Origin of the sequence: Pedococcus sp. 2YAF34 (assembly GCF_052114585.1) — a bacterium.
Taxonomy (GTDB): Bacteria; Actinomycetota; Actinomycetes; order Actinomycetales; family Dermatophilaceae; genus Pedococcus.
Genome location: NZ_JBFRFA010000016.1, coordinates 59527 through 80927 on the forward strand (window position 1 = coordinate 59527; position 21401 = coordinate 80927).

The window sequence follows — 21401 nt, forward strand, 5'->3', positions numbered from 1 at the left end:
GGGGACCGGACCTTCAAGGGTTGGCAAAGTCCGACCATTCAACATCCCCCATCCCTGTTTCATCATCACGTAACTTGCGCACGTGAAACCAAGGAGTGACCAGTGACCAACAGCCTCGGCGTCTTCGTGCAGGACCAGATGAACCTGCTCGGGTGGAACCGTGCCGTCCTCGCCGAGCGCACCGACATCGACGAGTGGATGCTCGCCACGATCCTCGACTCCCCGGTGCTGGCCGGCTGGCCCGAGGGTGAGGACATGCTGGCCCTCGCCCGGGCGCTCTCCGTGCCGGTCCGCGAGATCGTCCTGCGGGCTGCCGAGGGCTGCGGCCTGCACGTCATGGCTCCGATGAGCCCCACCGAGACCCTTCTCCTCGCGTCCAACGAGGAGCTCATGCGCGAGGTGCGCCGGCGGCTGGCCCTCGGAGCCCGTACCGGTGGCTACCTCGCCACCCCGGTCCAGCGCTGGGACGTCGAAGCGGTCTGACGGGCGGCACGCGGCGCGAGCGTGACCACGCTCGCGCCGAGCACCCCCGGGCTCGGTACCGGTCGACCCGCCTCCGTGGTGGGGCCTGCGTGTCCTCAGGCCCCACCACGGAGGGCGGCGGCGTACTCCTCCAGCGCTGACACCGCCTGCTGACGAGCCCTGGCCAACGCGGCCAGGGCTTCGTCATCGGCGAGCCCGCCCTCGTCGCCGAGGTCCTCCAGCAGCTTGCACACCGTCGCGAGCCAGGTCGCGCCGAGGTTCGCGGCGCTGCCCTTGAGCGCGTGGGCGGCCCGGCCCATCTCGTGCGCGCGGCCGGCGTCCCGCGCCTCCACGAGCGTGGCCATGGTCTGGGCCGAGCCGGTGCCGAAGCGGCTGATGAAGCGCAGCAGCATCGACGGGTCGCCGGGGTCGAGGTCGAGCAGCTCACCGAGCCGGGCGGTGTCGAGGACCTCGGGGTCGAGATCGGGCACGGTGGCCCCCTCCTGCTCCACGGTGCCGCCCGGCTCCTGCTCCGTGGTGCCCTCGGACGGCTCGTCGGGCGCCCCGACCTCCTCCGGCTGGGGGACCCACCGGGCCAGGGTCGCGCGCAGCAGTGCCACGTCGACCGGCTTGGTGAGGAAGTCGTCCATGCCGGCCAGCAGGCAGCGTTCGCGCTCGCCGGCGATGGCGGCAGCGGTCATCGCGACGATCGGGACGCGCGCACCGGCGTCCTCCCGGGCACGAATCGCGCGTGTCGCGGCATACCCGTCCATCTGGGGCATCTGGCAGTCCATGAGGATCGCGTCGCAGGCGTCCGGGTCACCCAGGTAGGTGGAGACGCCGACCACGCCGTTCTCGGCGACCGAGGCGGCATACCCGAGGCTCTCGAGGATGCCCACGGCGACCATCTGGTTGACCGCGTTGTCCTCGACCACGAGGACGTGGCCGAGCCGACCGGTGGGGACCTCGGGGTCGGGCCGGGGCGCGACGAGGGGGGCAGGCAGGCTGTCGCGGCCGGCGCCCGCGGGCGCCGACGCGACAGTGGCGAGGCTGTCGAAGAGGTGCGAGGCGAAGACGGGTTTGGTCAGCGAGAGGTCGATGCCGGCGTCGGCAAGCGCCGCGGTGTCGAGGTCCATCGAGGAGCTCAGCAGGATGATGCGGGTCCGGGCGAACCGGCCGTCACCGCGCACCATGCGGGCGAACTGCTCGCCGTTGACGCCGGGCATGAGGTAGTCGAGCAGGACGATGTCGAACGGGGCGCCGCGCCGGTCGGCCTCGTCGAGCAGGCCCAGGCCCTCGACCCCCGACGACGCCAGTGCGGCCTCGACCTTCCAGGCGGCGAGCTGCTCCTCGAGGATGAACCGGTTGGTCTCGTTGTCGTCGACGACCAGCACCCGCAGGCCGGCCACTGCGGCGGTGCCGGGAGCGGGCCGGCGGGGCAGCTCGGCGGCCGGGGCGAACGTGGCGGTGAACCAGAAGGTGCTGCCCGACCCGGGTTCGCTGTTGACGCCGATCTTGCCGTCCATGGCCGTCACGATCTGGCGCGAGATCGCCAGGCCGAGGCCGGTGCCGCCGAACTCGCGGGTGGTGGAGGTGTCGCCCTGGGAGAAGGCCGTGAAGAGCCGGGACTGGACTTCGGGCGTCATCCCGGCCCCGGTGTCGCTGACCTCGACGCGCAGGACCACTGTGTCGTCACCGGTGTCCTCGACCGAGGCCCGGACGACGACCTCACCCCTGGCGGTGAACTTCACCGCGTTGGATGTCAGGTTGGCGACGACCTGGCCGAACCGCACCGGGTCGCCACGGACAGCCAGGGGCAGATCGGGCTGGCAGGAGACCGCGAGCTCAAGGCCCTTGGACCGCGCCTGCTCCACGACGATCGTGCTGTTCTGCTCGATGACGGCCCGGGGGTCGAAGTCGACCCGCTCGAGGTCGAGGCGCCCGGCCTCGATCTTGGACAGGTCGAGGATGTCGTTGACCAGGGACAGGAGGTGGCGACCTGCGGCGTCGATCCCGTCGGCGAGGCGGCGCTGGCGGTCGGTCAGCTCGGTGCGCCCCAGCAGCTCGGACAGGCCGATGACGCCGTTGAGCGGGGTGCGGATCTCGTGGCTCATGGTGGCCAGGAACTCGGACTTGGCCACGGAGGCGGCCGTGGCGTCGTCACGGGCCCGGGCCAGGCGCTCCCGCGTCCACTCGCGCTCCGCGACCCGGGCGAAGAGGGCAGAGGCCTGACCCATGGTGACGCCGTCGGTGTCGGAGAGGGCGGTCGCCGCCCGGGTGTCCATGACGATGACGCAGGCGGTGCGGTCCTCGGCGACCACGGGGACGGTCACGAGCATGGTGCCCTCGGTGGTCGTGGACACCTCGGGGGTGCGCGAGCCGACCGCGAGGCGGGTCAGGCGCAGGGCCTCGGTGCGGTCGGCCTCGGGTGCCTCGCGGACGCCCTCGACGGGCCTCAGGCTGCCGTCGTCGTCCACCATGCAGGCCGCGACGGGGCGCCAGCCGGTGTGGGTGGCCACGTCGACGAGGATCTGGGGCACGACGTCACGCAGGCTGGTGGCCCCGTTCGCGGCGGTGGCCATGGCCGACAGCAGGGCCAGCGCCTGCTCGGCGTCCTTGCTGGCGGTGATGTCCTGGGCGGTGCCGCCCATGCGGACGACCTGGCCGTCGCCGTCTCGCGCCACACGCCCGCGACCCCGGATCCACGCGAGGGCGCCGGTCGTGCGGACCACGCGGGCGTCGAACTCGAAGACGTCGTCACCGGCCATCGCCTGGCCGATGGCGGCGGCGACGGCGTCGCGGTCGTCGGGGTGGAGGTGGTCGATGAACGACTGGTAGTCGGGGACCAGGCTGCTGTCCGGCTCGACCTCGTAGATCCGGTAGAGCTCGTCCGACCAGGTGACCACGTCGTGGGCGACGTCCCACTCCCAGCTGCCGATCCGGGCGATGCGTTGGGCCTCCGCGAGCTGGTGCTCGCGCCGCTGGAGGGTGTCGATCAGCCGGCGCTGGTGGCTGTACTCGGTGACGCGGTGCAGCCACCCGACGTGCCCGCCGTCGTCGTCGCGGATCGGGGTGTGGCTGACCAGGGCCCAGAACCGGGTGCCGTCCTTGCGCAGCAGGCTGCACTCGAGGTTGTCGCCCGGCTCGCTCGTCGTCCGCAGGTCCTGCAGGTGGTGGCGGAACTCCTCCCTGCCCTGCTGGTCGAGGGTCTCGAAGACCGACAGGCCCTGCATCTCCTCCGGTGTGCGGCCGAGCAGGGCCGCGAGCCGGTCGTTCGCCAAGACCGTGCGGCCCTCCTCGTCGAAGACCCACAGGCCGTCCGGTGACGCCTGGACGAGCCAGCGGCTGAGGTCCCGGGGGTCGGGCCCCCCGGCGGCGAGATCGTGCACAAGGGAGATCTTCACCGATCAACGCCACCCAAGCACGGTCAAACACTCGTTTTCGAGACCAGACATCTGCACGCGGGCGAGCCTTCCGACAACCTGACCGCCGCCGCTAGCGTGGACGACCAGCCGACGCACCTCCGGGGGATGCCCATGAGCACGGACCAGAACCCTCCGCTGACGGTCCCCGAGCCGCTCGGCCGGCCCGAGGCCTACGCGAGCCCTCCCGCCACCTGCGACGTCGTCATGAAGGGCGGCATCACCAGCGGCATCGTCTACCCGTGGGCCGTGTGCGACCTCGCGACCCGCTACCGCTTGGTCAACGTGGGTGGCACCTCGGCGGGGGCGATCGCTGCGGCGGCGGCCGCGGCAGCGGAGTACGGGCGGCACCGGCCCGGCGCCGGGTACCCGGTGCTCGCGGGGCTCCCGGGGGTGCTGGGTGGCACGCACCAGGGGCGGTCGCGGCTCTTTACGCTGTTCCAGCCCCAGCGCCGTACCGCGCCCCTGCACGCCCTGTTCGTCGCCTCGCTCGGCGGCGGTGGCGGTGGGTCACGGACCGGGCTGGCCCTGCGTGGCCTCCGCTCTGCCGCCATGGCCGCGGGCGGGTGGTGGCGCCTGCTCCTGGGGGCGCTTGCGGGCCTGCTGCTGCTGGTCGCCGCGGGCGCGTCCGGCGCGGCCTGGGGGCTGCTCGCCGTGGTGGCTGCCGTCGTCCTGGGTGCGGGGGTCGGGCGCCTGGTCGGTCGCGCGCCGGTGGCCCTGGGTGTCGCGGTGCTGGTCCTCGTGGCGGTCGTGGTCGCTGTCGGGGTCTCCGGGGCGGGGACCTGGGCGACGACGCTCGTGGGCGTGCTCGGCTGGCTGCTCCTCCTGGTCGGACTGCTGGCCGGGACGGTCTGGGTGCTCGGCCGGGTGCTCCTGCGCGACGTGCCCGACAACCTCTACGGGTTGTGCAGCGGTATGGAGGGCGACGGGTTCGAGGGCAGCGCCGCGCTGACGCCCTGGCTCACCGACCTCCTCGACCGGGCGGCCGGCCTGCGGTCCGGTGCGGCGTCGGGTGCGGCGTCGGGTGCGGCGGAGAGGGGGCCGCTGACGTTCGGGCACCTCTGGGCCGGACCCGGTGCGCCTCGCATCGCGGGCACGGCTCGTCCCGAGTCGCCGGCGATCAACCTCGAGGTGATGACGACGTGCGTGACCCGCAGCCGTCCCTACCGCATGCCGTTCGAGTCCGTCGGGTTCTACGTCGACCCGGGGGAGCTGCGGCGGCTCTTCCCCCCGGCAGTGGTCGACTGGGTGCTGGCGCACCCCGCCCCGGTGGGCGGCTCGCCCACCGACCGCCGGCGCCGCCGGGTGGCCGACGAGCTGCTGGCCCCCCTCGTGCCCTTCCCCGCGGCAGCTGACGTGCCGGTCGTGGTGGCGGCCCGCATGAGCCTGTCGTTCCCCGTCCTCATCAGCGCCGTGCCGCTGCACGCGGTGGACCGGGCCACCAACACCGAACCGCTCGACCGCATCAGCGCCGCCCTCATGGCGGTCGCCACCGACCAGGCGACCGAGGCGGACGCCGCCCCGGGCGACCTGGTCTCCGAGGATGCGGTCGTGCGCGAGGCGGTCCGCCGGCTGCGGGCCGAAGGAGTCTCGCTGCGTGCCGACCGGGTGTGGTTCTCCGACGGCGGGATCACGAGCAACTTCCCCATCCACTTCTTCGACAGCTTCGCCCCGACGCGGCCGACGTTCGGCGTCAACCTGCGACCGCACCACCCGGCGCACCCGCCCGTTCCCGGTGACGAGTCGAGCTCGGTCTACCTGCCGATCGGCAACGGCGCGGGCCGCGCGCAGGCGCCCAACCTCTTCGACGCGGCGGGGCCGACGCTGCCGGGCTTCGCCAAGGCGATCCTGGACACCATGCAGAACTGGAACGACCTGCTCCAGCTGCCGCTGCCGGGCTTCCGCGACCGGATCGCCCACGTCAGCCTGTCGCCCGAGGAGGGCGGCATGAACCTCGCCATGCCGCCTTCCCGGATCGCGGCGCTCGCGCGCCGGGGTCAGCTGGCCGGCCAGGTCCTGCGGGAGCGGTTCTCGCTGCCCGGGGAGAACGGCTGGACCGGTTGGGAGAACCACCGGTGGCTGCGGCTGCGTACCAGCCTGTCACTGGTGGAGGTGGCCGGAGGACAGGTGGAGCGGGCCCTCGGCCCGGCCGGCAGCCACCCGGACGGAACCCACTCGTTCAAGGACCTGCTCGACCTGCCGGTGGGTGGCGCGCCGTCGTACAACTGGGAGAACCAGACGCAGCGCCGTCGCGCCCGTACTGCGGTCGCGGCGCTCGCCGGCGCCTCGCCGACCGGCGTCCCGGAGACCCAGCGCCTCGGCCACAAGGCGCCGCAGCCCATGCCGGCGCTGCGGATCACCCCGCGGGAGTGACGGGTTTGGCGGGTGCGGTCCGGGGGCACTGGCCGGGCATGACCTCCGCGACCGCCGACCACCTTCCCGACTCCACCCCGTCGGTCACCGTCGGGGCGCCGCTGCTCGTGCGCCTGGTGCAACAGCTGGAGCGCACCGCCGCGCTGGACCGCCTCGCCCCGGCCCTGGCAGGTCTGGCGTCACCCGCCGGGAGGGAGCCTCTGCAGCGGATCCTGCTGGGGCGGGACGTGGGGCATGCTCTGCACCCGTTCCTGACCGACCTGCCGATCGGGTTCTGGACCTCGAGCCTGGCCCTCGACCTGCTGGGTCACGGCAAGGACCGCCCAGCCTCCCGGCGCCTGCTGGCGGCCGGGTTGGCCGCTGCCGCGCCAGCCGCCGCCACGGGTCTGGCGGAGTGGCGGCAGACCTCGCGGCCGGAAACCAGGGTCGCGTCGGCGCACGGGACGCTCAACGTCCTGGCCCTGGGCCTGTATGCGGGTTCGTACGCCACGCAGGAGCGGTCACCGCGCCTCGGCCTGGCGCTCAAGCTCGCCGGCACCGCGGTCACCGGGCTCTCGGGCTTCCTCGGCGGCCACCTCGTGGTGGCCCGCCGCACCGGCAGCCGCCACCCTGCCTACCGGTCCGACGGCACCGGCCCCGTCCTCTCGCGCCCGGGCACCGCCACCGGCTGATCAGGCCGGGTCAGTGACGGCGCAGGACCGACCGCAGCACGAGGAAGAGCACGATCGCGAGGACCTGCCCACCGATCGCGACGCGGGTAACGTCGAGTGCCGGCTGCCACGAGACGTCGGGCCCCTTGACGACGAAGACGCCGATCGGTCGCGCGTCCACCCCGCCTCCACCCCCCGACCCCTCGTTGGCCTCGGCCGTGCTGGTGCCCCCGCCCGCCCCTCCGCGGACACGGGCAACCGGCACGATCAGCGTCCCGTCGTGCTCGATGGGTTCGCCGAACACACGCTTCACGGAGAGGTCACTGGTGACCTTCGACAGCAGTTCCTGGACGTCCATCCGGCCACCGTAGGTCGGTCGGGGTGGACCGACTCAGGGCCGAAGGGCCCTGATGCTCAGGCGGCCGGTGAGGTCTTGCACTCAAGAGCAGGTGCGGGTGAAGGCGGTGGCGCCCCGCCGCAGCTCGAACCGCTCTCGATGGCCCTTGTCGTCGGAGAAGATGATGACGCTTCCGCTGCGGGTGACCCGGCCTGCCTGGTACGGGTTGTCCCATCCCCTGGGTGGGTTGCCGCTGCCGTCGTCGAGGAGCCCGCCCACACGCTCGTAGAACCTGCCGTCGACCTGCAGCTCGTCGATCCCGCAATGCGTGTAGAGCGAGAACGCCTGGCCGCCCGAGTCGACCGACCGGGGCGCCACCGGGCTCACGGGTTCGTTGGGCAGGTGTGTCAGAGCGCCGCCACATCCGGTCAGCACGACCAGCAGCGCCGAGAGGGCGGAGCACCGGAGCGCGAGGGTGCGTGTCGTCATGCCGAAGGGACGCCCCGCTGGGGCCGGTGGTTCCCAGACCCGAACTCATTGCGCTCAGAGGTGGCCCGCTGTGATCACATCGGCGCCCCCTCGACTAATCGCAAGTAAAATTGCGCAAATCTACTTGCGTGTTCGCTGCGTGCACGGCATCGTGGGCTTCGTGTCCGACGACTCTCCACGCATGTCCCCCACGAGGATCTCCGACCCCAAAGCGGTCCTCGCGGTCACGCATCCGCTGAGAATGAGACTGCTCGGCGAGTTGTCGCGGCGGGGGACGGCTCGCGTCGTGGATCTGGCCACTGCTCTGGGCGAGCCGGCGAACTCGGTCAGTTTCCATCTGCGACAGCTGGCCAAGTACGGGCTGATCGAGGTGAACCCGGAGCGGTCCGAGAACGGGCGGGAACGCTGGTGGCGCATGACGTCCGACCGAGGCTTCGAGATCGACCTCGACGCGATGCGGCAGCTCGAAGGCGGGGAGGCCGCGGTAGGCGTCCTTCGCCGCGTCGCCGAAGGCCACGTGCTCGCGCTCCATCGCGCCATCCAGGAGCCACCGGCCCCCGCCGACCTCCCCAGCGGCCAGCAGCGCACGATCAGCGACGACTTCGCGGTGCGCCTCAGCGACACCGAACTCCAGCAGATGCGCCGCGAGTTCGCGGAGCTCCTCGACCGCTGGACCGACACCTCCCGCACCTTGAACGACGTCGATGACGGCGTGGAGCGCCGCGCCTACTACGGAGTCGTCATGGCCGCCCTCGTCCAGGACATCGCCGCCACCACGAACGGACCCCAGAAGGAGCAGCAGCAATGACCAGCACCGACGCCGTCACCTCGAGCGCCCCTGACTACGACGACTTCGCGGCCACGTACGCCGCCGCCAACGACAACAGCCTGTTCAACGCCTGGTACGCCCGACCCGAGATGCTCCGCCTCGCCGGGGACGTCAGGGGAAAACGGGTCTTGGACGCAGGTTGCGGCCACGGACCTCTCATGGTGGCGCTGCGCGACCACGGCGCCGTCGTGGCAGGGTTCGACCTCAGCCCCGCGATGATCGACATCGCTGCGGACCGCCTCGGCAGCGACTCCGAGGTCCAGGTCGTCGACCTCTCCGCACCGCTTCCATACGACGACGATGAGTTCGACATCGTCACCTGCTCACTGGCTCTGCACTACGTGCAGGATTGGGCACCAGCCCTTGCGGAGCTGCGCCGTGTGCTCAAGCCCGGTGGGCGGCTGGTGGTATCGATCATCCACCCCTTCGTCTACGCGTTCTGCTACCAGGACGAGGACTACTTCGCCCTGACCCGGTACTCCGAGGACTACGAGCACGACGGCGCCACGTTCACCCTCACCTACTGGCACCGACCCCTGCAGGACGTCATCAACGCGTTCCTCGACGCCGGCCTCGTCATCACCAGTGCCACCGAGCCTGCTGCGGACCTGGACACTCCCACCGAGCTCCTACCCCCTGAGGGTCGCCGCTTCATCTGCTTCTTGTTCTTCGCCCTCGAGTCGCCATGACCGTTCCTGCCGTCGTCGACCTCGACCACCTCGAGCCCGGTCTGCGGGCATGGGTGGAAAGCCTGGCAACCTCCGGACCGGTGCTCCTTCGCCGCGACGGGCAGACCATCGGCACCATCACGTACTCCTCCGCAGTTCTCGAGGGCACCATCGTCCCCGCCCCTGCGACCAAGCACAGCGACCTGCGCGAGGGCACCAAGGTCCTCGCTACGACGATGCGCCTCAGCAGTCCTGCACGCGACCTACTGCGCCAATCCTTCGGCCTGGACTGGGTCATCCTCGATTTCCACGACGCCCCCGACACCGCCGATGTCGTTCTCACCTGTGCCCACAGCCCTCAGCTCACACACCGTTGGACCCTGCTCTTCCCGCACGCACAGATCATCGTCACCGAGATCCTCGACCCCGAGTTCGACCTCGACATGCCGGGTCCCGTCGGCCGCTTGCTCGATGCGGGCGCCCACGCCTACCTACCACCGAAACCACTCGAGCAGGTGGCCAAGAACGTGCAGCTCTATCTCGCTGGCCGAGCACACGGCGCACTCGGCTCGTCACCACCCGCGACCCACCAGCTCGACTCTTGACAGCATCGCGGCCCCCGGCGGGTCGCGCCGAGCCGATCAAATCTCCCGGTCAACTGTCGCGCGGAAGGGCTCGAGGTATGTCCGTCATAAGGCCACTTAACTTGGCAGACCTTGAGACCCTGATCGCAGTGCAGCGAGAGGGCGCGGTCGCGAGCCTCGGCCATATCTTCCCGCAGAAGACGCATCCTTTCCCTGAGCACCAGGTTCGTGAGGGGTGGAAGCGTGAGATCGCTGACCCCGATGTTGACTGCTTCGTCATCAACGACGCCGGACGAGTGGCTGGATTCGCCGCGACGCGAGCTGATGAGCTCTTGCACTTCGGTACGGCTGTCTCGACCTGGGGCACTGGGCTCGCCGGTCTCGCTCATACGGAGCTTCTGGAGCACCTGAGGGCGAAAGGGCACCGAGAGATCTTTCTGAGAGTCTTCGACGAGAACACGCGCGCTACCCGCTTCTACCTACGGCGCGGATGGGTCCGAACTGACGAAACCACGCGAACCACCTTCCCCCCGCATCCGACGCTACGACGCTACGAGCAGCGACTCCCATGACGTCCGGAAGTCCCGCAGTCCGGTCGCGCCGACGACTGCACGGTTCCCATACTGGCGAAGTGCCCGCCGCAAGAAAGAGCGTTAGCAGGAGCGACCCCCGGGAAGCACGAAACCCGCGGGCCAGTGCTCTGACCTGCGGGCTTGTGGTGGCCAGGGGCGGGGTCGAACCGCCGACCTTCCGATTTTCAGTCGGACGCTCGTACCAACTGAGCTACCTGGCCGTGGGTGGTGCTGATGCATGCCCGGAGTCCGGACATGCAGTTCGCGGCGATCCTGGGGCCGTAGCCCGTGGCGGACCGTCGCGACTGCAGGATCATAGCCGATCCGGGCGACCCTCCTCACATCGAGGCGCGAACCGGAATGGGGCCGCACGCGCGCCGGTTGTCCCGAGCATGAAGGCCGTCACCTACGCCGAGTACGGCGACCCCAGCGTCCTCACCCTCACCGACGTCCCGGAGCCCAAGGTCGGTCCCGGTGAGGTGCTGATCCGCGTGCGCAGCGCCTCGGTCAACCCGGTCGACTGGAAGGTCGTCGCCGGCTACCTCGACCCCATGATGAACGTCGAGCTCCCCGCCATCCCGGGCTGGGACGTCTCCGGCGTCGTCGAGAAGGTCGGCCTCGACACCCCCGAGTTCGAGGTCGGCGACGAGGTCATGGCCTACGCCCGCAAGGACTGGGTGCACGCCGGCACCTACGCTGAGCTCGTCGCCGCCCCCGTCCGCACGGTCGCGAAGAAGCCGAAGGCCCTCGACTGGCACCAGGCCGCGGGCCTGCCACTCGCCGGCCTCACGGCATACCAGCTGCTCACCAGGCTCGGCACGAAGCCCGGCGAGACCGTGCTCGTCCACGCGGCTGCCGGTGGGGTGGGGATCCTCGCCGTCCAGATCGCCAAGGCCCTCGGCGCCCGCGTCATCGGCACCGCGTCCGAGAAGAACCACGAGTTCCTGCGCCAGCTGGGTGCCGAGCCCGTGGCGTACGGCGACGGGCTGGCCGAGCGAGTGCGTGCGCTGGCGCCCGAGGGCGTCGACGTCGTGACCGACTTCGTGGGCGGTGTGCTGGACGTGACCAAGGCGGTGCTTGCCGACAGCGGGCGCCACGGGTCCGTCGTCGAGGGTGAGGTCGCCGACGAGAGCGGGCTGTACCTGTGGGTGCGTCCCGATGCCGAGGACCTGGCCGCGCTCGCGGACCTGGCGGACGAGGGCAAGCTCACCGTGCCCGTCGCCGACGTCTTCCCCCTCGCGCAGACGGCCGACGCCTTCACCGTGAGCGCCGGGGGCCACGTCCGAGGCAAGGTCGTCATCACCGTCAGCGAGTGACCGCAGTCCGCAGACGCGAAAGAGGCCCACACTCTCGTGTGGGCCTCTTTCGTTCTCGAGCGACCCCGACCGGGCTCGAACCGGCGACCTCCGCCGTGACAGGGCGGCGCGCTAACCAACTGCGCTACGGGGCCTTGGGTGGTGCATGTCGTGCTGGTGGTGCGTATCCCCAACGGGATTCGAACCCGTGCTACCGCCGTGAAAGGGCGGGGTCCTGGGCCGCTAGACGATGGGGACCGGTTCAACGGCCCCCCGCCGTTAGCGCCAGGCGCGGATCCGTCGAGGACTCGGAAAGCATAGGGGGTGACTGCCGCGATCTCCAAAACGGGGTCCGAGCGAGCCGCCGGGGCAGCCTGCAGCGGGCCTCGGACGCTCAGGAACCGGTGCCCGTCCGGGCCGCACGCAGAGCCTGGCGCACCGCGTCGAGGGCGGTCTGGTCGTCCATCCCGACGTCGACGACTGTCGTCGCGAAGGCCCGCGCAGCCGTCCGGAGGGCCACCTCCGACGACTGGGACTGCGGGGCGACGACCGTGCCGGCGCGGCTGCGGGTCGTGACGAGGCCGGCTGCCTCGAGCTCCTTGTAGGCGCGGGCCACGGTGCCCGCCGCGAGGCCCAGCTCGGTGGCGAGTCCCCGGACGGTGGGCAGGCGTTCGCCCTCGGCCAGGCCACCGGTGGCGATCAGGTCGCCCAGCTGGTCGCGGACCTGCTCGAACGGTGCGAGCGGCGAGTGCTCGTCGACGCGCAGGACGGGGTGGGTCACGACGCACTCCCCGTCCACTCGAGGAGGCGGTCGACGTCCCAGGTGGTCACGATCCGGTCCCACGGCACCCCGAGCCGCTCGGCGCGCTCGCACCCGTAGGCCTTCATCTCCAGCTGGCCCGGGGCGTGCGCGTCGGAGTCCACGGCGAACAGGCAGCCGATGTCGACGGCGAGGGCGAGCAGGTCGTCAGGGGGGTCCTGCCGCTCCGGGCGGCTGTTGATCTCCACCGCCGTGCCGTGCTCCGCACAGGCCTCGAACACGGCCCGGGCGTCGAACTCGGACTGCGGGCGCTTGCCCCGGCCACCCTCGACGAGCCGGCCGGTGCAGTGGCCCAGGACGTTGACGCGCGGGTTGGAGACGGCGGCCACCATGCGACGGGTCATGGGCGCGGCGTTCATGCGCAGCTTGGAGTGCACGCTGGCGGTCACGAGGTCGAGCCGCCCCAGCATCTCCTCGGTCTGGTCGAGGGAGCCGTCGTCGAGGATGTCGACCTCGATGCCCTTGAGCAGCCGGAAGCCGTCGCCGAGCGAGGCGTTGACGGCGTCGACCACCTTCAGCTGCTTCGTCAGCCGCTCGACCGTCAGGCCGTTCGCCACCCGCAGCTGGGGCGAGTGGTCGGTGAGCACCAGCCACTCGTGGCCGAGCTCGACGGCCGTCAGGACCATCTCCTCGATGGGGCTCCCGCCGTCGGACCAGCTGGAGTGCGAGTGGCAGTCGCCGCGCAGGGCGGCGAACAGGTCCTCGCCGCCCTCGACGAGCGGCTTCGCCTTGTCCTGCAACGTCTCCAGGTAGGCGGGCAGCTCCCCGACGACGGCCTCGGCGATGACCCCGGCGGTGGACTTCCCGATGCCGGGCAGGGCCTGCAGCGTGCCGGCCTCGGCCCGCTGGGCGAGCTCGTCGTCAGGCGTCTCCCGGACCGTGGCGACGGCCTTGCGGAAGGCCTCGACACGGTAGGTGCCGGCTCGTTCCCGCTCCAGCAGGAACGCGATCCGCCGCAGCGCCTCGTCGGGCTCGACAGGGGCCGACAACGGGGTGACGGTGGCAACCACGGGTGGAGCCCCTGCTCACCAGGACGTGTGCAGCGGTCGGCCCTCGGCGAACCCCGCGGTGCTCTGGAGCCCGACGATCGCACGCTCGGCGAACTCCTCGACGGTGCGTGCCCCCGCATACGTGAAGCTCGACCGCACCCCCGCCACGATCTGGTCGATGACGTCCTCGACGCTGGGGCGGGCCGGGTCGATGAACATCCGCGCCGAGGAGATGCCCTCCTCGAAGAGCGCCTTGCGGGCCCGCTCGTACGCCGTGTCGCTGGCGGTGCGGTTGCGGACCGCGCGGCTCGAGGCCATGCCGAACGACTCCTTGTAGCGGCGGCCGCGCTCGTCGGTGTAGAGGTCGCCGGGGCTCTCCAGGGTGCCGGCGAACCACGAGCCGACCATGACGTTGGAGGCGCCCGCGGCCAGGGCCAGGGCGACGTCACGAGGGTGCCGTACGCCGCCATCGGCCCAGACGTGCCTGCCGTGGTTGCGTGCCTCAGCGGCGCACTCGAGGACCGCCGAGAACTGCGGGCGTCCGACGGCCGTCATCATCCGGGTGGTGCACATGGCGCCCGGCCCGACACCCACCTTGACGATGTCGGCGCCGGCCTCGACGAGGTCGCGCACCCCGGCCGCGGAGACGACGTTGCCGGCCACGACGGGCACCTGCGGGTCGAGGGCGCGGACGGCCTTGAGGGCGTCGAGCATCTTCTCCTGGTGGCCGTGCGCGGTGTCCATGACGAGCAGGTCGACCCCGGCGTCGAGGAGGGCGCTCGCCTTGGCGGCGACGTCGCCGTTGATGCCGACCGCGGCCGCGATGCGTAGGCGGCCCTGGTCGTCGGTGTTGGGCGTGTAGAGGCGGGCACGCAGGGCGCCGGAACGGGTGATGATGCCGACGAGGTTGCCGGCATCGTCGACGACCGGGGCGACGTGGTGGTGGGTGGTGGTCAGGAGGTCGAAGGCCTCCTCCGGGTCGGTGCCGTCGGTCACGAGGACCGGGTGCGCCGACATGACCTCTCCGACCTGGGTGAACCGGTCGACGCCGGTGAGGTCGGCCTCGGTGACCACGCCGACGGGGCGCTTGCCCGACTCGTCGACGACCACGGCCGCACCGTGGGCGCGCTTGGGCAGCAGCCCGAGGGCAGCGCCGGCGGTGTCGTGGACGTGGAGGGTGATCGGGGTGTCGTGGACCAGGTGGCGCTGCTTGACCCAGGAGGTGACCTCGGTGACCACGTCGACCGGGATGTCCTGCGGGATGACCGCGAGCGCCCCGCGACGCGCGACGGTCTCGGCCATGCGGCGGCCCGCGATGGCCGTCATGTTGGCGACGACGAGGGGGATGGTCGTGCCGCTGCCGTCGGCCGAGGCGAGGTCCACGTCGAGGCGGCTCGTGACGTCGGAGCGGCTCGGGACCATGAACACGTCGTCGTAGGTCAGGTCGAGCTGGGGCTGGAGACCGTTGAGGAACTGCACGCCCCGAGTCTAGGCGCGGGTGCGGGTCAGGCCTTGAACTGCTGCCGGACGATGCCGTCCCACACGCGGTCGCCGCCGAGGGTGCGGGCCGCGATCATCGCGCGGGCCGCGGGGGTGACGACGTAGCGCGAGCGCGGTCGCCCGGACTCCACGGCCTTGAGGACGACCCGGGCGACCGACTCGGGCCCCGTGGCGAGCACCGGGTTGGCGTAGCCGTTGCCCGTCGCGCTCGCGCTCGCGGCGAGCAGCGCGGCATACGGGGAGTCCGGGTCGGTGCTCGCGGCGTCGGAGCCCATGGCAGTGTCCTCGAAGCCCGTGCGGATGAGGCCCGGCTCGATGAGGCTCACGTGGATGCCGAACGGGCGCACCTCGTTGCGCAGGGCGTCGGTGATGGCCTCCACCGCGTACTTGGTCGCGTGGTAGTAGCCGCCGACGGGCCAGGTGAAGCGCCCACCCATGGACCCGATGTTGACGATGCGCCCGGCGCCCGCCGCGCGCATCGCGGGCAGGACCAGCTGGGTGAGGCGCGAGAGCCCGAAGACGTTGGTCTCGAACATCTTCCGCACCTTGTCGAGATCGGTCTCCTCGATGGTGCCGTACTCGCCGTACCCGGCGTTGTTGACGAGCGCGCCCACGCGTCCGTGCTCGGCCTCGATGGCGCCCACCGCGTCGACCATCGACTGCTCGGAGGTGACGTCGAGCGGCAGGACGCGCGCACCGGCCGCCTCGAGCTCGTCGACGGTCCCCGTGCGGCGGGCGGTGGCGTAGACGGTGTGCCCGGCCTTGACGAGGAGGTCGGCGGTGGCCGCGCCGATGCCCGACGAGCAGCCGGTGACCAGCACGGGACCGGTCGGTGTGGGGGTGTGACCGTTCGTGGCGCTCATGGGCGGGTTCCGTTCTCGCGCTGGGCGGCTCGTCGCACGAGCAGGCGCTCGGTGACGGTGAAGACGACCCAGCCGACGGCCAGGCCTGCGATGAAGACCACCCAGTAGCTGATGCCGTGGAAGAGTCGCGGCAGGCCTTCCCGGACCAGGATGAGCGTGCAGAGGCCGAGGACGAACGGCACGAGGAACGGGCGTCTCGCGGCCGGCCGGCCGGCGTCGGGGCTCATGGCTCCAGTGTGGCCGATGTCCGGTCGAGCGTGTAGCGCACGACCTGGTCGCCGTCGCGCACCACCACGGCCCGGGGTTCGAGCAGCAGGAGGTCGAGCGGGTGGGAGGAGACGATGCGCGCGACCGGGTCGGCGTCCGGGCTGCTCCGGGCCGTACGGAGCTCGATGGCGTGGAGCGTGTCGCCCCAGTGCAGCGGGTCGGTGCGGACCGGGAGGTCGCGGTGGGTGGCGACGAGGCCGCTTGCCCGGGCGAGCTCGCCCCGTCCGGGGGGCGGCGTGGCGGCGGTGTCCTTCCCGGTGGCGAGGTCGAGGGCCCGGGACTTGCCGGGCCAGTCGAGCCGGACCGACCCGACGGCGACGGACAGGTGTGGCAGCCGGCCGCCGGGGCACGGACCGAGCACCCTCGTCCACACGGGCTCGGCCCCGGTCGTGGCAGACACCACGCACTGCCCGTCCTGGACCACGAACAGCACGACCGGCCCGTCGGGCACGGCGAGGAAGGTCGACCCCGGCAGCAGGACCTGGCGGCCGGTGACCGGGTCGGTGACCAGCAGGCCGCCGCCCTCCACCGGCTCGGCGTGCGCGCGGGGCAGACCGCCGGCTGGCGACGCGGGCGCGGTGCTCGCGCCCGGTGACCCGCTCGAGCCGGCGGCCGGGGCCTTGCCGACCAGGACGGCACCGGTCGACTGCCACGCCTGGTGGCCCTTCGCGTCCAGGCCCACGAGGCGGCAGCGAGCGTGGGCGCCCGTGGCCGGGCAGGTCGCGACCATGGTGGTGCCCGCGCTCGCGGCGAGGGGGACGGGGGTGGTGCCCGCCGGCGCGCGCCAGGTCCAGCGCGCCGAGGCGTCCAGCCGTACGGAGTCGAGGCGTCCGGGGCCGGCGATGACGAGCCGCTCGTCGGCGATGTACGGCGTGCCGCCGGTGACCGAACCCAGCGTCACCCGCGTGCCGGTGCGCAGGTCCAGGGCGGTGTTGCCGCCAGCCACGAGGGCGCGCCCGGCCACCACGGTGCCGCCGACGGACCGCGCCGACCAGTCGCCGTTGACGCCCTCGGTGCGCGGTGTGAGGACGTATGCGGTGACGGCAATGGCAGCGACCAGCACACCCACGCCGAGCGCAGCGATGTATGTGCGACCCGAGCGTCTCACGAGCCTCGGGGGCCGCGAGATGCGTTGCTGCGCGGGCGGATCCGCACGCCCGGGATCACGGGCGCCGGCAGGTGCTGCACCGGGCCCTCATACCCCTCCACCTCACCGAAGCGCTCGGAGTGGGCCATCCACGCCTCGCGGGCCGCGACGATGTCCTCGTGGCTGCGCCCCACGAAGTTCCACCACATCACGACCTCCTCCTCGAACGGCATCCCGCCGAGCAGGAGGGCCCGCGCCGGCTCGTCGCCGTCGTTGGCGAGGCGCAGGGCGCTGCGGCCGGTAGGGAGGAAGGCGAGGGCCGCACGGGCGACCGGGGTCCCCTCGACGGCCATGCCGGGACTGTCGGCGAGGACGCCGTGCTCGAAGCCGGGGTCGACGTCGAGCGTGACGGTTGCGCCGGGGTCGAGGACCAGCTCCGCGCCCAGCAGCGGGGTGAACGTCTCGACGGGGGAGACCTGGCCGGCGAGCGAGCCGAGGAAGACCCGGAGGGTGGCGCCCTCGACGCGCACGGCCTCGGGGACGTGGTGCTGGAACTGCCTCGGTGCGTCGAGGTACGCCTGCGGGAGGGCCACCCAGAGCTGGGCGCCGTGCAGCGTCGTCGTCCCCGGCGTGGAGAGCTCGGAGTGGGCGATGCCGAACCCGCCGGTCATGAGGTTGAGTTCGCCGGGCCGCACCAGGCAGTGGGTCCCGAGGCTGTCGCGGTGCTCGACCTCGCCGGCGAACAACCAGCTCACCGTCTGCAGGCCCGTGTGGGGGTGAGGTGGGACGTCCATGCCACCGGTCGCGGAGACGTCGTCCGGCCCGTAGTGGTCGGCGAAGCACCACGCGCCGATCATGGAGCGCTGCCGCTGGGGGAGTGTGCGCCGCACCGTCATTGCCCGCGGGCCGCCGAGGGGGACGTCGCGGGGCTCGAGGACCTCCACCGCTGCCGCGGCGCCGGCCCCGTCGTCGGGGGCGTCGGTGCAGACGGTCTCCTGCGGGTCGGTCTCGACGTTGCTCACGAGCCCAGTCTGCACCGCGGTGTGCGAGTCTGGCCCCGAGAGGGGTGGCCGGTGGCAGGGGTAGGTCGCGACGGTGTCGCCGATGTCGTGGAGCGCGAACGCTGGCACCGACTGCCGGCAGGTCCGGTGCGGTCCCTCTGGTTCTCTCCGCCCACGGGTGCCGTGTTCTCCCCGGCCACGGGTGGCATGGACCGCAGCGTCGTGATGTTCCCCGGTCTCGGCCTGCCGCGATACCTCCTCCCGCTGGCGCGCGCCCTCGCCGCGGGTGGCGCTCAGGTCGTGGTGTTCGATGCCCTGGCCTTCCGCAGGCGGCGGGGCCGCGTGACGCCGACCATCCACGGGCTCGCCGAGGCCGGGGCGCAGTGGCTCGGGCAGGCCGACCTCGGCACGGTGGTCGTCTTCGGGCACTCCACCGGAGCCCAGGTCGCGCTCGAGACGGTGCTGGCCGTCGCGCCCTCGGTCCAGGTCGACGGACTGGTCATGGCAGGGCCGACGTTCGAGCCGGGCCAGCGACGGTTGCGCAGGCTCGCGCCGGCGGCGCTCAGGGCCTACCGGAAGGACACCCCGCGGGAGCTGGTCGTGGTGCGGGACCTCGCACGGGTGCGCACCGACGTCATACGGATCGTCCTGTCGGGGCTGCGCCACCGGCCCGAGGCAAGGGTCGCGTCGCTCGAGCTGCCGCTGACCCTCACCGCGGGTGAGGGGGACGCGTTCGCGCCACGGGGGTGGCTGGATGAGCTCGCCGCAGGGGCCGGCGGCCCGACCCGGGTGGTCGTGCTCCCCGGGTCGCACAACAACGTGTTCCCCCACGCCGGTGAGGTGGCCGCGCTGGTGCGAGTGACGGGACGTCCCCAGGAGGACTAGGGGAGACCACTCCCTGTGCCTCCTGGACGCGGTCCGGGGAGGGTGTCGGGAAGTGGGACGCCTGGCGGATGGTGCCGAAGGACCGCCGACCGACCACCAGCTGCCCGGCGACGAAACCGATGCCCACCACCGCGCCGACGACCGCGACGACGGCCGCGGGCGCGTCGGAGGCGCCCGCGACGAGTGCGGAGAGGGTCCCGGCGACGACGGCGTTGAACACCGTGAGGAAGATGCTGGTGCTCGCGATGACATGGCTGAACGTCCGGCGCGGCCAGCCCATGAGGTAGGTGTGCATGAGCCCCGGCTGGTCATCGTGGGGCGACGTCACGAAGTACGGCGCGAGGGTTGGGTCGATCTCGAGGTAGGCAGCCCGGAGCCGGTTCATGCCGAGGCAGGCTCCAGTGCTCGGTTGCGAGGATCTGTACGCGGACGCCCGCCGGCACCGTCTCCGGCCCTGACGCCGGCGCCGCGGGCGTGGTGCCTGGAGGCAGCTCGGATGATGGCATCGACATGACGACTCCTCTCGTGGCGACCGCGAAGGACAGTGTCCTCCCGGGACGGCGCCCCGGCCCCCTCGCGCAGAGACGTGATCCGGCGAGTGGGGTGCTGGGAGGCGCACAGCGCCGTACCGTGGTGACATCGATGAGGAGGGGCACCCGATGGCGAGCTCAGCGCGACGCAGGCCGTTCTTGTGCCGGACGAACCTCCACCACACCTGGGAGTGGGCGCACACCGACGACGGCCAGCGCTACGTACGGTGTGGTCGCTGCCACACGGAGCGCGAGTCCGGTCCGGGTGGCAACGTCACCGGACCCGGTGCCATGAGCGCCGGGAGCACCACCGGTATCAGCGGCGGATCGTTCTAGGCAGCCCAATGGACGTCCTCGTACCGATCCTCTTCACCGCCCTGTTCGTCCTGGGCGCCGGTGCCTTCCTGACGCTCGCCGTCAGAGGTGTCATCGCTCGTCACCACGACCATCGGACCCCGCAGGAGAGGTGGGCGGACGAGCACGGCGACGAGGACCCGAACGTGCCGAAGATCCACGGCGGACCGAGCTGGACGGGGCCCGGACCCGGTTTCTGAGGGCTGGCCACAAAGCCTGTCGCGCTCTCGGCCACTCGACCGGTCTGGCTGACATACGGCGAGGAGGTGCTCAACCCTCTCCGCGGCGCATGGCCACCGCCATGCTGGCCAGGAGCGTCGCGGACGTGCCGACGGTGACCAGCCAGAGGCCACGGTTCAGCTCGTACATCGACAGGCCCATCACCAGGATGCTGCCGAAGAACCGCAGGAGGTACGGCGCGAGGATGGCCGGCTTGGCAGGGCGCCGAAACTCCACTGGCCGGACGTAGTCCACGGCGAGCATGAAGATGACGAACAGGTCGAAGAGGGCGGGTCCGGCCCACAAGGGCTGCGCGCCCGCGCGTAGATCACCAGGGCCACCGTGGCCGGAACGGCGAGCACGGCAATCACCACGCCCAGGGCTCGGTTGACCGCCATGCCGTGACGGGGCCGGGATGCGAACCCGACCGCTTGCAGGAGGTTCACGAGATTGACCACGGCCCAGGTGGTCACCGCTGCCCCCCAGGATGCGTTCTCCATGCTCCACTCAAGCACCGTGCGGCCGGGCTTCGCCGGGCATCGCGCAGGCTGGTTGAGCTCCCGTGGAGAAGGATCGATCCTGTCCTGCTCTGTTGCCTGCTCCGGGCTCGCGCCGCGAGTCACAGCGGTCCTGACGAGCTGGAACTGCGGGTTTGTGGGCCCCGTGGGGCTCGAACCCACAACCTACGGATTAAAAGTGCCACCGCGGCGGTGTCGAATGATGCTGATGCAGACCATCTGAGCACGTAGTGGGTGGTCAGAGTGGTCCGCAATGTCGTTGAGTGCTGCACTTCTATCGCTGGTTCGTTACCAGGCGCGTTACCAGGATGTCGCGGGAAGCCCTCTTCAGCCTGCCTTAGTCAGGAAGGCGGTGAGGCCCCGGATCTGGAGCCGAGGTGGTAGCTACTCTCAGTTGCCGGTGAGCTTCTCGCGCAGAGCGGCCAGGGCCTCGTCGGAGGCCAGGGTGCCCTCGGAGACCGGGGCGGCCGGACGGCTGCCGCTGCCCGAGTCGCTGTCGGACGAGGACGAGCCCGAGTCGGACGAGTAGGACGTCGCAGCGCCAGCGTTGGCCGCAGCCTCGGCGTCGGCCTTGGTGGCCTCCTCGACCTGGGCCTTGTGGGCCTCCCAGCGGGCGTGGGCCTCGGCGTACTGCTTCTCCCACTTCTCGCGCTGGGTCTCGTAGCCCTCGAGCCACTCGTTGGTCTC

At 71.8% G+C, this 21401-nt stretch carries 21 protein-coding genes, 3 tRNA genes and 1 pseudogene; 10 read left to right on the plus strand and 15 right to left on the minus strand.

The genetic code is table 11. The features are described from left to right. The first annotated feature begins 102 nt into the window (after window positions 1–102). Window positions 103–483, plus strand: a complete 381-nt coding sequence (locus tag AB4Z02_RS10610) for a hypothetical protein (RefSeq protein ID WP_056884369.1) — start codon at window positions 103–105, stop codon at window positions 481–483. A 95-nt stretch (window positions 484–578) separates the two neighbouring features. Here the strand turns inward: AB4Z02_RS10610 and AB4Z02_RS10615 are convergent, their stop codons facing one another. After that, window positions 579–3866, minus strand: coding sequence for a response regulator (locus AB4Z02_RS10615; protein WP_441970857.1), 3288 nt, complete (start codon window positions 3864–3866; stop codon window positions 579–581). A 132-nt stretch (window positions 3867–3998) separates the two neighbouring features. Between AB4Z02_RS10615 and AB4Z02_RS10620 the strand changes: the two genes are divergently transcribed. Both AB4Z02_RS10620 and AB4Z02_RS10625 read left to right on the plus strand, forming a co-directional pair. Then, the gene (locus AB4Z02_RS10620; RefSeq protein ID WP_441970859.1) at window positions 3999–6257 is read left to right on the plus strand and encodes a hypothetical protein; all 2259 of its coding nucleotides are present in this window, start codon (window positions 3999–4001) and stop codon (window positions 6255–6257) included. Between the two features lie 38 nt (window positions 6258–6295). Further along, the gene (locus AB4Z02_RS10625; protein ID WP_441970860.1) at window positions 6296–6928 is read left to right on the plus strand and encodes a DUF2231 domain-containing protein; all 633 of its coding nucleotides are present in this window, start codon (window positions 6296–6298) and stop codon (window positions 6926–6928) included. A 10-nt stretch (window positions 6929–6938) separates the two neighbouring features. Here AB4Z02_RS10625 and AB4Z02_RS10630 read toward each other — a convergent pair whose 3' ends face one another. Next, complete coding sequence (locus AB4Z02_RS10630; RefSeq protein ID WP_056884373.1) at window positions 6939–7265, minus strand: spore germination protein GerW family protein; 327 nt, start codon at window positions 7263–7265, stop codon at window positions 6939–6941. Between the two features lie 81 nt (window positions 7266–7346). Further along, the gene (locus AB4Z02_RS10635) at window positions 7347–7733 is read right to left on the minus strand and encodes a hypothetical protein (protein WP_441970862.1); all 387 of its coding nucleotides are present in this window, start codon (window positions 7731–7733) and stop codon (window positions 7347–7349) included. 139 nt (window positions 7734–7872) lie between these two features. On the opposite strand from AB4Z02_RS10635, the gene AB4Z02_RS10640 reads away from it, so the two are divergent. The 4 genes from AB4Z02_RS10640 to AB4Z02_RS10655 all read left to right on the plus strand — a co-directional run bounded on the left by AB4Z02_RS10640 (window position 7873) and on the right by AB4Z02_RS10655 (window position 10386). Beyond that, window positions 7873–8541, plus strand: coding sequence for a helix-turn-helix domain-containing protein (locus AB4Z02_RS10640; RefSeq protein ID WP_441970864.1), 669 nt, complete (start codon window positions 7873–7875; stop codon window positions 8539–8541). Next, entirely contained in the window at window positions 8538–9251 is a 714-nt protein-coding gene (locus AB4Z02_RS10645) for a class I SAM-dependent methyltransferase (RefSeq protein ID WP_441970865.1), read from the plus strand. The genes AB4Z02_RS10640 and AB4Z02_RS10645 overlap by 4 nt, the downstream gene beginning before the upstream one ends. Next, window positions 9248–9835, plus strand: coding sequence for a hypothetical protein (locus AB4Z02_RS10650; RefSeq protein WP_441970867.1), 588 nt, complete (start codon window positions 9248–9250; stop codon window positions 9833–9835). Before AB4Z02_RS10645 ends, AB4Z02_RS10650 begins: the two co-directional genes overlap by 4 nt. A gap of 77 nt (window positions 9836–9912) precedes the next feature. Continuing rightward, window positions 9913–10386 carry a GNAT family N-acetyltransferase gene (locus AB4Z02_RS10655; RefSeq protein ID WP_441970868.1) on the plus strand — a complete coding sequence of 158 codons (474 nt, stop codon included), beginning with the start codon at window positions 9913–9915 and terminating at the stop codon, window positions 10384–10386. A 144-nt stretch (window positions 10387–10530) separates the two neighbouring features. Here the strand turns inward: AB4Z02_RS10655 and AB4Z02_RS10660 are convergent. After that, a tRNA-Phe gene (locus AB4Z02_RS10660) sits at window positions 10531–10607 on the minus strand. Window positions 10608–10778: 171 nt separating this feature from the next. On the opposite strand from AB4Z02_RS10660, the gene AB4Z02_RS10665 reads away from it, so the two are divergent. Further along, entirely contained in the window at window positions 10779–11702 is a 924-nt protein-coding gene (locus AB4Z02_RS10665) for an NADP-dependent oxidoreductase (RefSeq protein ID WP_441970870.1), read from the plus strand. Window positions 11703–11762: 60 nt separating this feature from the next. On the opposite strand, the gene AB4Z02_RS10670 is transcribed toward AB4Z02_RS10665, so the two are convergent. The 9 genes from AB4Z02_RS10670 to AB4Z02_RS10710 form a co-directional block, all read right to left on the minus strand. After that, window positions 11763–11836 (minus strand) — tRNA-Asp (locus AB4Z02_RS10670). 30 nt (window positions 11837–11866) lie between these two features. Further along, window positions 11867–11939, minus strand: a tRNA-Glu gene (locus AB4Z02_RS10675). A 136-nt stretch (window positions 11940–12075) separates the two neighbouring features. Then, window positions 12076–12462: a GntR family transcriptional regulator gene (locus tag AB4Z02_RS10680; protein WP_056884389.1), complete on the minus strand. Its 387-nt coding sequence runs from the start codon at window positions 12460–12462 to the stop codon at window positions 12076–12078. Continuing rightward, entirely contained in the window at window positions 12459–13511 is a 1053-nt protein-coding gene (locus AB4Z02_RS10685; protein ID WP_056884390.1) for a PHP domain-containing protein, read from the minus strand. The genes AB4Z02_RS10680 and AB4Z02_RS10685 overlap by 4 nt, the downstream gene beginning before the upstream one ends. Before the next feature lie 15 nt (window positions 13512–13526). Continuing rightward, the gene (locus tag AB4Z02_RS10690; RefSeq protein WP_441970873.1) at window positions 13527–14969 is read right to left on the minus strand and encodes a GuaB1 family IMP dehydrogenase-related protein; all 1443 of its coding nucleotides are present in this window, start codon (window positions 14967–14969) and stop codon (window positions 13527–13529) included. Between the two features lie 26 nt (window positions 14970–14995). Next, window positions 14996–15853, minus strand: coding sequence for an SDR family NAD(P)-dependent oxidoreductase (locus tag AB4Z02_RS10695; protein WP_441970875.1), 858 nt, complete (start codon window positions 15851–15853; stop codon window positions 14996–14998). After that, window positions 15850–16080 carry a hypothetical protein gene (locus tag AB4Z02_RS10700; protein WP_056884393.1) on the minus strand — a complete coding sequence of 77 codons (231 nt, stop codon included), beginning with the start codon at window positions 16078–16080 and terminating at the stop codon, window positions 15850–15852. Before AB4Z02_RS10700 ends, AB4Z02_RS10695 begins: the two co-directional genes overlap by 4 nt. Further along, the gene (locus tag AB4Z02_RS10705; RefSeq protein WP_441970877.1) at window positions 16077–17183 is read right to left on the minus strand and encodes a hypothetical protein; all 1107 of its coding nucleotides are present in this window, start codon (window positions 17181–17183) and stop codon (window positions 16077–16079) included. Before AB4Z02_RS10705 ends, AB4Z02_RS10700 begins: the two co-directional genes overlap by 4 nt. Before the next feature lie 41 nt (window positions 17184–17224). Continuing rightward, window positions 17225–18229 (minus strand): pirin family protein, encoded by a 1005-nt coding sequence (locus AB4Z02_RS10710; RefSeq protein ID WP_441970879.1) that lies wholly within the window; start codon window positions 18227–18229, stop codon window positions 17225–17227. 51 nt (window positions 18230–18280) lie between these two features. Here AB4Z02_RS10710 and AB4Z02_RS10715 point away from each other — a divergent pair, with 51 nt between their 5' ends. Then, on the plus strand, window positions 18281–19093 hold the full coding sequence (locus AB4Z02_RS10715) for an alpha/beta fold hydrolase (protein ID WP_441970881.1): 813 nt from the start codon (window positions 18281–18283) through the stop codon (window positions 19091–19093). A gap of 874 nt (window positions 19094–19967) precedes the next feature. Continuing rightward, window positions 19968–20177, plus strand: coding sequence for a hypothetical protein (locus tag AB4Z02_RS10720; RefSeq protein WP_441970883.1), 210 nt, complete (start codon window positions 19968–19970; stop codon window positions 20175–20177). Window positions 20178–20247: 70 nt separating this feature from the next. On the opposite strand, the gene AB4Z02_RS10725 is transcribed toward AB4Z02_RS10720, so the two are convergent. Together AB4Z02_RS10725 and rpsA are read right to left on the minus strand one after the other, a co-directional pair. Continuing rightward, window positions 20248–20502, minus strand: coding sequence for a hypothetical protein (locus AB4Z02_RS10725; RefSeq protein ID WP_441970885.1), 255 nt, complete (start codon window positions 20500–20502; stop codon window positions 20248–20250). Window positions 20503–21104: 602 nt separating this feature from the next. Beyond that, a pseudogene (gene rpsA / locus AB4Z02_RS10730) lies at window positions 21105–21401 on the minus strand (30S ribosomal protein S1); the annotation flags it as partial.

Bases quoted from the DNA above. Each gene is read 5' to 3' on its own strand.
- AB4Z02_RS10625 (WP_441970860.1), top strand. From the start codon at position 6,296: ATGACCTCCGCGACCGCCGACCACCTTCCCGACTCCACCCCGTCGGTC.
- AB4Z02_RS10650 (WP_441970867.1), top strand. From the start codon at position 9,248: ATGACCGTTCCTGCCGTCGTCGACCTCGACCACCTCGAGCCCGGTCTG.
- AB4Z02_RS10630 (WP_056884373.1), bottom strand. From the start codon at position 7,265: ATGGACGTCCAGGAACTGCTGTCGAAGGTCACCAGTGACCTCTCCGTG.
- AB4Z02_RS10720 (WP_441970883.1), top strand. From the start codon at position 19,968: ATGGACGTCCTCGTACCGATCCTCTTCACCGCCCTGTTCGTCCTGGGC.
- AB4Z02_RS10700 (WP_056884393.1), bottom strand. From the start codon at position 16,080: ATGAGCCCCGACGCCGGCCGGCCGGCCGCGAGACGCCCGTTCCTCGTG.
- AB4Z02_RS10655 (WP_441970868.1), top strand. From the start codon at position 9,913: ATGTCCGTCATAAGGCCACTTAACTTGGCAGACCTTGAGACCCTGATC.
- AB4Z02_RS10635 (WP_441970862.1), bottom strand. From the start codon at position 7,733: ATGACGACACGCACCCTCGCGCTCCGGTGCTCCGCCCTCTCGGCGCTG.
- AB4Z02_RS10620 (WP_441970859.1), top strand. From the start codon at position 3,999: ATGAGCACGGACCAGAACCCTCCGCTGACGGTCCCCGAGCCGCTCGGC.
- AB4Z02_RS10645 (WP_441970865.1), top strand. From the start codon at position 8,538: ATGACCAGCACCGACGCCGTCACCTCGAGCGCCCCTGACTACGACGAC.
- AB4Z02_RS10695 (WP_441970875.1), bottom strand. From the start codon at position 15,853: ATGAGCGCCACGAACGGTCACACCCCCACACCGACCGGTCCCGTGCTG.
- AB4Z02_RS10665 (WP_441970870.1), top strand. From the start codon at position 10,779: ATGAAGGCCGTCACCTACGCCGAGTACGGCGACCCCAGCGTCCTCACC.